The 12,614-nt window shown below is 46.1% G+C and carries 11 protein-coding genes; 8 read left to right on the top strand and 3 right to left on the bottom strand.

The genetic code is table 11. The annotated features are described in order from the left end of the window. The first annotated feature begins 6 nt into the window (after nucleotides 1-6). Nucleotides 7-687, top strand: coding sequence for a BON domain-containing protein (locus PEB0122_RS05175; protein ID WP_143238799.1), 681 nt, complete (start codon nucleotides 7-9; stop codon nucleotides 685-687). Nucleotides 688-1,238: 551 nt separating this feature from the next. Here the strand turns inward: PEB0122_RS05175 and PEB0122_RS05165 are convergent. After that, on the bottom strand, nucleotides 1,239-3,344 hold the full coding sequence (locus tag PEB0122_RS05165; protein WP_075916270.1) for a lytic transglycosylase domain-containing protein: 2,106 nt from the start codon (nucleotides 3,342-3,344) through the stop codon (nucleotides 1,239-1,241). 288 nt (nucleotides 3,345-3,632) lie between these two features. Between PEB0122_RS05165 and dapA the strand changes: the two genes are divergently transcribed. After that, entirely contained in the window at nucleotides 3,633-4,517 is an 885-nt protein-coding gene (gene dapA, locus PEB0122_RS05160; RefSeq protein WP_075915901.1) for a 4-hydroxy-tetrahydrodipicolinate synthase, read from the top strand. 21 nt (nucleotides 4,518-4,538) lie between these two features. Further along, the gene (gene smpB / locus PEB0122_RS05155; RefSeq protein ID WP_075870084.1) at nucleotides 4,539-5,015 is read left to right on the top strand and encodes an SsrA-binding protein SmpB; all 477 of its coding nucleotides are present in this window, start codon (nucleotides 4,539-4,541) and stop codon (nucleotides 5,013-5,015) included. Nucleotides 5,016-5,402: 387 nt separating this feature from the next. Here the strand turns inward: smpB and PEB0122_RS05145 are convergent, their stop codons facing one another. Together PEB0122_RS05145 and PEB0122_RS05140 are read right to left on the bottom strand one after the other, a co-directional pair. After that, a complete protein-coding gene (locus PEB0122_RS05145) occupies nucleotides 5,403-6,083 on the bottom strand; it encodes a uracil-DNA glycosylase (protein ID WP_075870083.1) in 681 nt (226 codons plus the stop codon). Next, nucleotides 6,083-6,676 carry a LabA-like NYN domain-containing protein gene (locus PEB0122_RS05140; RefSeq protein ID WP_075870082.1) on the bottom strand — a complete coding sequence of 198 codons (594 nt, stop codon included), beginning with the start codon at nucleotides 6,674-6,676 and terminating at the stop codon, nucleotides 6,083-6,085. Before PEB0122_RS05140 ends, PEB0122_RS05145 begins: the two co-directional genes overlap by 1 nt. Nucleotides 6,677-6,872: 196 nt before the next feature. Between PEB0122_RS05140 and rpoZ the strand changes: the two genes are divergently transcribed. From rpoZ to hemN, 5 genes are all read left to right on the top strand, one after another. After that, nucleotides 6,873-7,277, top strand: a complete 405-nt coding sequence (rpoZ, locus tag PEB0122_RS05135) for a DNA-directed RNA polymerase subunit omega (RefSeq protein ID WP_075914951.1) — start codon at nucleotides 6,873-6,875, stop codon at nucleotides 7,275-7,277. Nucleotides 7,278-7,412: 135 nt separating this feature from the next. Continuing rightward, nucleotides 7,413-9,641 (top strand): RelA/SpoT family protein, encoded by a 2,229-nt coding sequence (locus tag PEB0122_RS05130; protein WP_075915897.1) that lies wholly within the window; start codon nucleotides 7,413-7,415, stop codon nucleotides 9,639-9,641. A 106-nt stretch (nucleotides 9,642-9,747) separates the two neighbouring features. Next, nucleotides 9,748-10,326 carry an orotate phosphoribosyltransferase gene (gene pyrE, locus PEB0122_RS05125; RefSeq protein WP_075915895.1) on the top strand — a complete coding sequence of 193 codons (579 nt, stop codon included), beginning with the start codon at nucleotides 9,748-9,750 and terminating at the stop codon, nucleotides 10,324-10,326. A 160-nt stretch (nucleotides 10,327-10,486) separates the two neighbouring features. Next, nucleotides 10,487-11,164 carry a helix-turn-helix domain-containing protein gene (locus tag PEB0122_RS05120; RefSeq protein ID WP_158025416.1) on the top strand — a complete coding sequence of 226 codons (678 nt, stop codon included), beginning with the start codon at nucleotides 10,487-10,489 and terminating at the stop codon, nucleotides 11,162-11,164. A gap of 71 nt (nucleotides 11,165-11,235) precedes the next feature. Next, on the top strand, nucleotides 11,236-12,570 hold the full coding sequence (hemN, locus tag PEB0122_RS05115; RefSeq protein ID WP_075916266.1) for an oxygen-independent coproporphyrinogen III oxidase: 1,335 nt from the start codon (nucleotides 11,236-11,238) through the stop codon (nucleotides 12,568-12,570). The last annotated feature ends 44 nt before the right edge of the window (nucleotides 12,571-12,614 follow it).

The raw sequence follows: 12,614 nt of genomic DNA, 5'->3' as shown, positions 1-12,614 counted from the left end.
ATGTTGATGTTCATTCGTAAATTTTTCTGGCCATCACTTACAGTGATTGTTTTTATAGTCGTCATGGGGCTTTGGTTCGGAATAGGTGGGCAGGAAAGGCATCTTTCCATTGAGTTGAACGAGCTTGGGGATGAAACAAATTGGCTTTCCTATGATGTGGACGGTTTTAATGTCACTTTGCACGGTTATGCCCCCGACAAAGCGGCACGTGACAATATAGTCGCAAAAGTAAAAGCACTTAAACATGTTCAAAATGTTGAATCCGATATTGTCATTCTTTCAGAGCAAAAAAACGATTATCTTATGTTTATCGTCGACGAAGACGGAATTACCGTACGGGGAACCATTCCGGTAGGTTTTGCACGGTTCAACTTGACCAATCTTATTTCGGCACAAAAGCCCGGAATGATGGTTTACGACGAAATGGATACCGGTGCCGTTATGCCGGAAAAATTCCAACGGGCCTTTACTTTCTTTTTGAAGGTTTTGCCGATGATGAACACTGGTGTCATAGCAGTGAAAGGTGATAAACTCACCCTTGATAGGGTTACTCTTTACAAGCTTAAAAATTCACCGGATGAAGATAAAAGCTTGAAATTGCCCGAAAACTATCAAATTGACGCGGCATGTATCTGGGACAAACCGAATGGAGGTTATTGGCAAAATTCCTGTGCCGAGGCGAATTGAATTTCGGTGGTTGCCTCAAAAGCCGACATAAGAAGCCAACGGGATTTTTGCTTATGGTAAATGATTGCTTTTGAAAAAACGAAAGTAAGTCAATGAAATTTAAAAAAGCCAATGAAATATATCGGTTCTATTTTTAATAGTTAGTATTTTGAAGCCATGACGGCGGTAAACCGTTATCGAGTTGGCTACTCTTTCTACAGGATGAGCCGAATAATCGTTATAGCTTATGTATTTACGTTTCTTCATATTCCGGACTGTCCTGTGTTGCCGGACTTTGGACAAACAACAACGATGGAACATATAGAACTAATTCTGAAGTTTATTCATCTGTTAAAAAGCATCGTTTACGCTTTTATACAATATAAATTTTATAAATTACGGATTTGTTATATTGATTTCAGTAAAAAATTTAATATTATCATGTTATAATATAGTATTGATTAATTATATAATATATTAATTTGGCTATATTTAATAAAAATATTTAAAGAGATTAACTCTTAAAGAAATTTTACATTATAAAAAATAAACATTGTAAAATATTTCACTTTTCAACCGTGACGGCCGGCTGTCAGGTCAACATTGATATCGGCAGTGCCGGTAAGGCGTGCTTTATAAACCTGATAGTTTTCCATGACACGCATGACATAGTCGCGCGTTTCCGAGTAAGGAATACGCTCAACCCAGTCGACAACCCAATCGACGGATTGCCCGCGCGGGTCGCCATAACGGCTGATCCATTCATTGGCGCGTCGCCCACCAGCATTATAACCGATAAATGTCAGGATATAGGAACCGTTGAAACGATCAAGTTGCTCACCCAGAAAATGGGCGCCCAAAGTGGCATTATATCCGGCATCGGTTGCCAATTTTTCCGGTTGCCATTTGATCGAATTTTTGGTTGCAACGGCTTTTGCCGTTGCTGGCAGAAGTTGCAGCATACCCTTGGCACCCGCACCTGATACCGCATCGGTTTTAAATTCGCTTTCTTGCCGAGCAATGGCATAGGCAAGTGCCTTGCCGGAAGCAGAAATATTGGCTGTTTCGGGAATTGCGCCGACAGGGTGGGAGAGGGAGCCTACATCCATACCCCTGATGACCGCGCTTTTGCCAATCTTCAGGCTCGTATAATGGTCACCTTTACGCTCTGCCATAACGGCGAGCATAGCAAGTTCACCGGGGCTATCAAGCTCTTCTCCGAGTTCACGATAAAGGACGCCTGCACGATCGGAATATCCTATCGCTTCAAGCCTCTTTATAGCCATGACCGGTTCGCGTGATTCAAAGCGCTGACGATCGCTTGCTGTCGGCTTCGGATAGGGAATTTCGAGCCTCTGTTCACCAAGCCGGGCTGCGGCAAGCTGCCCGTAAAAGGTAGTGCCATAATGGGCGGCACGGCGAAAATATTGAATAGCGTTGCTACGATTTCCCTGTACTTCGGCCGTTCTGCCCATCCAATAAAACCCGCGCGAAGCTGAAACCGGTCGTGACGAGATTTGCACAATGCGGGAAAAGTGTTGCATTGCCGTTTTATTATCACCCAGAAACCGGAGAGCATACCAGCCAGCATGAAATTCGGCGTCGGCCGCCAAGGTCGGACTTTCGGCCGAATGGGCTGCTACCAGTTGATAGGCGATTTTCGGCTTGTTTTCATCAAGCATTTCGCGTGATAAAACGCGCCGTTCAATCCACCAGGCATCCGGATCAACCAGCGTAAGAGCATCTTTCGGCGCCTTTAACATAAGCTTTGCCGCATCATCACATTGCCCCGAGCGGCGCAAATATTGAATTTGGGCAAAAAGATAAAGTGAATCTTTGCGGAAACTTTTATCAACCGCTGCAAGTTTTTGGCGGGCGTTAGAGTCATTATTGGCAACAGCCGCAAAACCTGCATAAAGAGATTGGGCATTCGCCAACTTTGCTACACGTTCGGCAGAAGAAATACGATTGGCATAAAGCATGGCGCGCATGCGTTGAAGATGATCTGCCGGAAGCAATGCCGGCCCTGCTTTTTTCAATACCAGTTGTTCTTCCTGTGCATTGAGTTTCGCTTTATACCACCATGGTGCAAGAATTTGCCGTGCGCGTGCCGTTTGGCCCGTTTCCACCAATGCACCGCCAAGCGCTGCCATGCCTTGTGCTGTTACAGGAGTATAATTGCCAAAGCCGCTGATAATGGCTTGCGGGGAGTTCATTTCACTGGCAAGAGCACGTTCGGAATTGCGGCGCATTGCTGTCATGCCGGGCCAGTCGTGCAATTCTTGTGCTGCGTTGAATATTTCGGAACTGGGAATGCCGGGTACGCCCGACACGCCGATTGCCCAAGTCAGAATATGACGATCAAGGCTATTTCTCGGCATGTTATTGCGAATGGAAATGGCACTTGCTGCTTGTTTGCTATAAAGCGCATCAAGACCCGATTTAAGACTTCCATTAACAACGACACTGTTGGTGCGCGGGATTGCGTTCGTTACAATTGCATCGGATTTGAGCGGTGCAACGGCTTTAGGCGTTGACGCAAAAGGACGGGCTAACGGTATAGGGGCATTTGTGTGAGAGGATGCTGCATGACTATCAGCAATCGACGTGAGCATACTCGTTGCCACGAAGAAAGAAACAGTCGTTTTTGCCAGAACACCTGACGAATATTTACGCATCATACTTTAAAAAGCCCATTTATGAATGTTTTTGTCTAAAATAACCTCTAACCGTGAAAGACGGGTTAACAAGTTATCGTTACCCAATTCCGACATGCTTGAACATTTTGTTCAATCCGATTCCTGGTTGAATACGTCATTCTTAAAAAGAAAGATTCACCTTTCATACTGAAGACGGGCGAGCAGTGTAAAATCGACTTGCGTCAATTGGATGGCGATACTATGGTCTTAAAGGCATATTGAAGGGGCGATTGCCTTAATACTGAATATATAATCAGGGAGTTTACCATGCTCAAGGGAGCACTGACCGCACTCATTACACCTTTCGACAAAAACGGCAATGTAGCCGAGAAAACATTATGTGATCTTGTCGAATGGCAGGTCAAACAGGGCATTAACGGTCTTGTCCCCGTTGGAACAACCGGTGAATCGCCGACGCTCAGCTATCAGGAACATAAACGTGTCATTGAACTTTGTGTTCGTCAGGTTGCCAAACGCGTTCCGGTTATTGCCGGTGCAGGTTCCAACAGCACAAAGGAAGCAGTCGAACTTGCCGAATTTGCAGAAAAAGCCGGTGCGGATGCTGTTCTTGTTGTCACTCCTTATTATAACAAGCCGAACCAGAGAGGGATGTATGAGCATTTTTCGACGGTTGCAAAAGCGATCTCGATTCCTTTGATCATTTACAACATACCTGGGCGTTCTGTCGTTGATATGACTGCCGATACAATGGCAAAGCTGCACCACGACTTCGAAAACATTATCGGCGTCAAAGACGCTACAGGCAAAATTGAACGTGCGAGTGAACAACGCAGAAAATGCGGCAAGGATTTTGTCCAGCTTTCAGGCGACGATAGCACAGCTTTGGGCTTCAACGCGCAAGGTGGCGTAGGGTGCATTTCTGTCACTTCCAATATTGCCCCGAAACAATGTGCAGAACTTTTTCAGGCTTGCCGTGAAAACAATTTTGCCAAAGCACTGGAATTGAATGACAGGTTGATGCCGCTTAACCGCGCGTTGTTTCTTGAACCAAGCCCTGCCGGTGTAAAATATGCAGCCGAAAAACTCGGTATTTGCACCAGCGTTGTGCGCTCGCCGATTGTTCCTATTGAAGATGGAACAAAACACATTATTGATGCTGCATTGAAACATGCAGGCCTTGTCAACGATTAATAGCCGTCTATCTGGTACTTTATGAATAAAAAGAACAATTCTTCGGCCTACAAGGTTGTCGCAGATAACCGCAAAGCGCGTTTCAATTACGAAATTCTTGATACATTGGAGGCCGGAGTGGTTTTGCAGGGCACCGAGGTTAAATCGCTGCGTGCCCATCACGGAAATATCGCTGAAAGCTATGCGAGTTTTGAAAACGGCGAGTTCTGGCTGATCAATTCCTATATACCGGAATATAAACAGGGAAACAGATTTAATCATGACCCGCGTCGCTTGCGCAAGCTTCTGGTATCCAAGCATGAAATGTCACGTTGGGCAAATGCTGTCGCGCGTGAAGGCATGACCATTGTTCCGTTAAAGCTTTATTTTAATGAACGGGGAAGGGTGAAGCTTGAAATAGCGCTTGCTCGGGGGAAAAAGATTCATGATAAACGCGAAACCGAAAAGAAACGTGACTGGAACCGCGAAAAATCGCGTCTGATGCGCGAACGTGGTTAACGTTTGCCCCGCCCAACTTGATGAAATTCATTTTTTGGGGAATGTGTGGAGGGCTATGCTTTTTCCAAAAATTCCGCGAAAAGCATATGGGGCTAAACGTAGAAAATATTGCCAGCACTATAGCGGTCAGAGACTTAAAAAAGGAAAAAAGCAGAACAAGCCGATGATATCGGACTCCTCTTTGATAGAAAAGTTTTCTGATTGGTCCGGACGCATGTCAACCAAAGTTTGTGGGAGAAAAGAGGCGGCTTGAAGCAGGTGTTTCAAACCTTGATTTATTAAACTGTTCTTTTCAATCAGATTACGAGTTCGGGTTGCCGGACTGACACAGTCTTAAAAATATTCTGAACGTAAGAAAACCCGAAAATAGGCCGCCGGACTAAGAGGTCAATGGTTACCAAGATAATCGGAAACTGCCGAAAAAATTTCATGGAACATCAGTTCGGTGAGCCGCCCGGTATTGGTGTTGTAGCGTGAACAGTGATAGCTCGGGAAAATACGTAACCGCCCGATATCTGTGACTTTTCCGTGTCCAAAGGGATGCAATGCCAGTTTTGCGCCGAGAGCACGAACGGTTGATTGGTGGGCAATTGATCCCAACGTGACAACCGCTTGCAGTTTTGGCAAATTTTCAAGAAGCGGGGCAAAAAATTGACGGCATTGGTTGATTTCCGCACCAATCGGCTTGTTTTCAGGCGGAACACAGCGCACAGCATTAACGATTGTCGCGTCAATGAGTTCAAGGCTGTCGTCCGGCCTAGCCTCGAACACACCGCGGGCGAATCCATATTTCTTCAAGGTCGAATATAAAAGATCGCCGGCATAGTCGCCGGTAAAGGGACGACCTGTGCGGTTTGCCCCCCTTAAACCGGGTGCCAAACCGACAACGAGAAGGCGCGTTGCATTGGCACCGCCAATCGGAAAAAACGGTTTGACTGGTCCGTTATGCCAAAGCGGCTCTTTCTTGCGCCATTCTTCGCGAAAATCATGAAGTCTTGGGCATAAGCTACAATTTTGCGGCGGCTCGGGGCATGGTTCAAGAAACGCTTTATTGGAATGCTGGAGCATCAGTAAAATTCGTCGTCACCATTGTCATCGTCACTACCGACAGGGTATTCTTTTTGCGGTTTATCCGACGGCGCGCGTCCAATTTCCGGTTTCAAGGTTGTAAGGTCAATGAAATGATCGGCTTGTCGTCTCAATTCGTCAGATATCATAGCCGGCTGGGTTGTCAGCGTCGAGACAACACTTACCTTGCGGCCGCGTCTTTGGAGCGCTTCAACAAGTGACCGAAAATCGCCATCGCCGGAAAATATCACAAAATGGTCGACTGTGTCTGATAACTCCATCGCATCGACGGCAAGTTCGATATCCATATTCCCCTTGACCTTGCGTCGCCCGGCGGGATCGGTAAATTCCCGCGCATTCTTGGTGATAACACGGTAGCCGTTATAATCCAGCCAGTCGATCAAGGGGCGGATTGACGAATATTCCTGATCCTCGATCAGAGCTGTATAGTAATAAGCTCTAAGTAGATATCCGCGCTTCTGGAATGCCTTTAAAAGTTTCCGGTAATCAATATCAAAACCCAGTGTTTTGGACGTTGCGTAAAGGTTTGCGCCGTCTATAAAAAGGGCTATTTTTTCTCTCGGGTCAAACATCGTCTTATATCCATTTTACCATAAAGGCTTAATTTACAAATTATTACCGTTAGATATGTCAGCTCTTACGGCTCTTGCCAAGATAGGAATATGGAAAAATTATCAATCACATGCGGTTTTTCTTGTTTTTTCATTTCAAATTGTATATGCCAAATGCAAATCCATCAATTTACGAACTCTGAGGAAAGGGGCATCTATGGCCCGCGTTACGGTTGAAGATTGTATTGATAAGGTTGATAACCGCTTTGAACTGGTGCTTCTGGCAGCTCATCGGGCGCGCCAGATATCGCAAGGCGCTGAAATCACAATTGATCGAGACAATGACAAGAATCCGGTTGTGGCTCTGCGCGAAATTGCTGACGAGACATTGTCACCGGCAGATCTCAAGGAAGATCTGATCCATTCATTGCAAAAGCATGTTGAAGTTGACGAACCCGAGCCGGAACCTGCTCTCATCGGTCACAGTGATGAAACCGACGACGTATTCGGTTCCGAGACCAAGAAACCGGATGAAAAAGTTTCATTCGACCACATGTCGGAAGATGAACTTCTTGCCGGTATTGAAGGCTTGGTAGCGCCGGAAAAAAATGACGATTATTGATTGAATAATCAGCTTTCTGATTCTTTTTATGCGCTGCTGATGAGGTAGCGCATATTTTTTGTGATTTTGCTTGTTGTATCGTTTTTTTCGGTTACATGATAAGCATACTGTTTGACTAAAAGGGAGTATGCCTAAATGATGCGCCAGTACGAGCTTGTCGAGCGTGTCCAACGTTACAAGCCTGACTGCAATGAGGCATTGCTCAACAAAGCTTATGTTTATGCCATGCAGAAGCATGGTTCGCAAAAGCGTGCTACTGGCGACCCGTATTTTTCCCACCCTTTGGAAGTGGCTGCAATCCTCACAGATATGCACCTTGATGAAGCAACCATTGCTGTTGCTCTCCTTCATGATACGATTGAAGATACCACAGCAACGCGCGCGGAAATCGACCAGCTTTTTGGCCCTGAAATAGGTAAACTGGTCGAAGGGCTGACGAAACTAAAGAAGCTTGATCTAGTTTCCAAAAAGGCCATACAAGCGGAAAACTTGAGGAAGCTCCTCATCGCTATATCGGAAGATGTCCGCGTTCTTTTGGTCAAGCTTGCCGACCGGCTGCACAATATGCGCACGCTTGGTGTTATGCGCGAGGAAAAGCGCCGTCGTATTGCCGAAGAAACAATGGATATTTATGCTCCGCTTGCCGGCCGCATGGGTATGCAGGATATGCGCGAAGAGCTTGAGGATCGCGCCTTTTTTTATCTTAACCCCGAAGCTTATCGTGCAGTTACCGATCGACTGGCCGATCTTTCCGAACGCAATCGCGACCTGTTGTCGACGATTGAGAAAGATTTGACCAAGCTTTTTGCCGAACATGGAATAAAAGCCTATGTCAAAAGCAGGCAGAAAAAACCTTATTCGGTTTTTCGAAAGATGGAAACCAAAGCGCTGTCGTTCGAGCAACTATCGGATATTTATGGTTTCCGCGTCATAGTTGACAGCGTTGCCGATTGTTACCGTGCTTTGGGCATTATCCATACAACCTGGCCGATGGTACCAGGAAGGTTCAAAGACTATATCTCAATTCCCAAACAGAACGATTATCGTTCGATCCATACTACCATTGTCGGGCCATCAAGACAGCGTGTCGAATTACAAATCAGAACACGGGAGATGGACGAAGTAGCCGAATATGGTGTTGCTGCTCATTCGATTTACAAAGATCGCGGTTCCAATAATTCTCCAAGCAAACTCGAAAACGAAACCAATGCCTATGCATGGTTGCGACAAACGATACAGTCATTATCCGAAGGGGATAATCCGGAAGAGTTTCTGGAACATACGAAACTGGAATTGTTTCAGGATCAGGTTTTCTGCTTTACGCCAAAGGGACGCCTCATTGCTTTGCCTAAAGGCGCAACGCCGATTGATTTTGCTTATGCTGTCCATACAGATGTTGGCGATTCCTGCGTCGGCGTAAAAATCAATGGACGCATCATGCCGCTTATGACAACGCTCACAAATGGTGATGAAGTCGAAATAATCCGTTCTAAAGCCCAAGTACCACCGGCTGCTTGGGAATCGCTTGTTGTCACAGGTAAGGCACGCGCTGCAATCAGAAGGGCAACGCGGGTAGCCGTGCGAAAACAATATTCGGGATTGGGAACACGTATATTGGAACGCACCTTCGAGAGGGCAGGAAAACAATTTTCCAAAGACGAACTTAAAAAAGTACTTCCCCGTTTGGCTCGTCTTGATGTGGACGATGTTCTAGCTGCCGTCGGGCGTGGTGAACTGCCTTCTTCGGATGTCGTTAAAGCCGTCTACCCCGATTATCAGGACAATCGCGCGCAACAAAAATCCTCAATCGGTCCTCATGAGGAAGGGTGGTTCAATATACAGAGCGCTCAAGGCATGCTGTTTAAAGTGCCGGAAGGTGATAAATCGAAGCCCGTTGGCCCCTATCAGGAAGATCATGCTTTACCAATTCGTGGTACACATGGCGATGTTCCGGTACGTTTTGCTCCGGAAGGGGCAGTTCCCGGTGACAGAATTGTCGGTATTATGCAACCAGGAGCCGGTATTGTCATTTATCCTATACAGTCACCGGCTTTGAAAGCTTTTGATGACCAACCGGAGCGCTGGATTGATGTGCGCTGGGATATTGATGCGGCAATGACAGAACGTTTTCCGGCCCGCATTACTGTTCTTGCTATCAATTCACCCGGGTCATTGGCGGAGGTTTCACAGGCTATCGCAAGCAATGATGCCAATATTCAAAATCTGTCGATGGTCAGGACCGCTCCTGATTTTACAGAAATGATTATCGATCTTGAAGTTTGGGATTTAAAACACTTGAACAGAATTCTCACTCAACTAAAAGAGACAGCGTCGGTAAGTACAGCCGAACGTGTGAATGGTTGATTGATCCGCTTTCGGGCGGATGGTTCGGGTGAATAGAAATTGTCGGAATTGAACCGACTTGATTATGTATGGCGGGCTCTTCCGCTTGAATGACTGAGGTTTATTTATGAATACGCAAGATGTGCTGGATATCTTTAAAAAAGCGGGTGCAATACTGGAAGGCCATTTTATTCTGACTTCCGGTCGCCATAGCGGAATCTATATGCAGAAGGCAAAGGTCTTTATGCATGCCGATATGACCGAAAAATTGTGTCGCGCTCTTGCCGACAAAATACGCGAAAATGTTAAAGGTAAAATAGATTATGTTGTGGGGCCTGCGATTGGTGGGCTTATCCCTTCATATGAAACATCCCGTCATCTTGGCGTGCCATCTATCTGGGTCGAGCGTGAAAACGGAAAATTCAGGCTGCGCCGGTTCGATATTCCTAAGGGCTCGCGGGTCGTGATTGTTGAGGATATTGTGACAACAGGCCTTTCCATACGGGAAACCATCGATGCAATGAAAGAAGCAGGTGCCAATATAGTGGCCGCCGCCTGTATCGTTGATCGTTCAGCGGGAAAAGTTGATGTCGGTGTGCCTCTCGTTCCACTTGCCGAATATGCTGTTCCCTCTTACCCGGCCGATCAGATTCCGCCAGAGTTGGCAAAGATTCCTGCGGTCAAGCCGGGCAGCAGAAATATATAGTTGCCTTCTTACACTTGCGCCTTATTTCAAATATTGCAGTTGAACAAAGCGGGAAAATTCAACACTATCATTCATGGAAGAAGATTTGACCTTAAAGACTGACAAATTTTGTCCTGATTGCTCTGCTAATATAAAGGATACCGAACGGTGCCAAATGTGTATGGTGCACGATTTGGCCATGTGTGCTCCGCTGCACGATGAAGATCTGGCCGAATTAGACCATCTTAAAACTCGGGAAATTTTTTCGTCTGGTGCAACACTTTTTCATGAGGGGAGAAAGCGCGAAAAAATTTATACGATTGTATCCGGCGCTGTGAGACTTGTGAAAACTCTCAATGATGGTCGCCGGTGTATCACCGGATTTGCATTTGCCGGTGATTTTTTGGGGTTTGTGGAAGCCGGTGCGCATATTCTAACGGCTGAAGCGATTACGCCTGTTGTTGCCTGTGCTTTTGATCGGGATATGATTGAAGACTATTTTTCTGAACATTCCGAAGTTCGTGATCGTGTTCTTGATATGGCAAAAAATGCGCTGCAACGCTCCTATGAAAACCAGCTTATATTGAGCAGGTTATCACCGGTCGAAAAATTGGCACGCTTCCTCTATGATTTGATTGATCGCATGGAGAATAACCGGTTACGGGCATCACCTCTTGCGTTACCGATGAATAGAACCGACATTGCCGATCATCTCGGTTTGACAATAGAAACGGTAAGTCGTTGTTTTTCCAAACTTAAAGTGCAAGGTGTCATCAAGCTTGTTTCGGTCAATCAAGTGGAAGTTGTCGATAAATCACTGTTGAAGCAGGTGGCCGCGATTACCTGCGAGGTTGCATAATGGCCCACCGGTGACTATGTGTTTAAAAATGTAGAATTTTAAATTCCGCACAAAACATGGAAGGATATAAGATGAAAACGGAAACATTGTTGCATTACGCGACATTGGCAGTCCCCCGTTATACGTCATATCCGACAGCGGCAGATTTTGTTGCTGTTACCGATGAACAGCGAGCAGATTGGCTTGGCAAGATCAAGCCTGATCAAGCGGTGTCACTTTATATCCATGTTCCATATTGCCGGCAGCTTTGCTATTATTGCGGTTGCCACGCAAAAGCCACGAAGAAGGATGACGCAATTGTCGGCTATGCCGAAAGTGTCATTAAGGATATCAGACTTCAAGCACAGCATTTAAAAGGAAAACCTCGGGTTGTGCATCTTCATTGGGGCGGTGGTACGCCTTCTATACTGCCACGCCAATCGTTTCTTTCCATTATGGAAACGCTGCACGAGTTCTTCGTATTCGATAAAAAAGCAGAACACGCGATAGAGCTTGATCCCCGCACTGTCACGCATGATCTGGTCAAGACTTTGCTGGAAATAGGTGTTAATCGTACAAGCCTCGGCGTTCAGGATGTCAATCCTCAGGTTCAGAAGGCAATTGGCCGTATCCAGCCTGCAGCCGTCGTTAAAAGATCTGTAGATTATCTGCGTGAGGCAGGGCTCGAACATATCAATTTCGATCTGATTTATGGTCTTCCGCTTCAAACGATCGAGACTCTCGATGATACGTGTCGCACTATCGGCGAATATCATCCCAATCGTATTGCCTGTTATGGCTATGCACATTTGCCGAAAAGACGTGCCAACCAGCGGTTGATTGATGCGGCATTGCTGCCTGGGCCACTTGAACGTTTCTATCAAGCGGAGGCCGTTGAAAAAAATCTGGTTGATATGGGGTATATACCGATCGGAATTGATCATTTTGCGCTTCCTGACGACCATTTGGCAATTGCCACAAAGGAAAATCATCTGCATCGGAATTTTCAGGGCTATACCGATGATGATTGTCCGGTTCTAATCGGCTTTGGCTGTTCTTCGATATCCGAATTCCATGACGGCTTTGCCCAAACCGTTGCCGGTATTGCCGAATATCGCCGCACAATTGACGCAAATAAAATGGCAACTGTGCGCGGTATTGCAACCAATGATGATGACCGGCTTCGCGCCAGTATGATTGCCGAACTTATGTGTAACTTCAAACTGGATCTTTCGAAGTTCGGAGGGAAAGCAAAATTTCAAAGTGCTCTTGAGCATCTCAAGCCGATTATTGCTGACGGTCTTGCCATCGAACATGATGGTATTATTGAGATGACCATGGAAGGACGGCCTTTTGTGCGCGCAGTTGCGAGTCTGTTCGATGCCTATAGACAACAGAACATCGCACAATTCAGTGCTGCCGTGTGATCTCACTTGCCTGTCAACCAGAAACTCTTTTCCGATTTCTGATT

The sequence above is a fragment of the Ditibartonella apis genome (assembly GCF_001952075.1).
In the GTDB taxonomy this organism is placed as follows: Bacteria; Pseudomonadota; Alphaproteobacteria; order Rhizobiales; family Rhizobiaceae; genus Bartonella; species Bartonella apis.
This window is presented reverse-complemented; position numbering and strand designations above follow the sequence as displayed.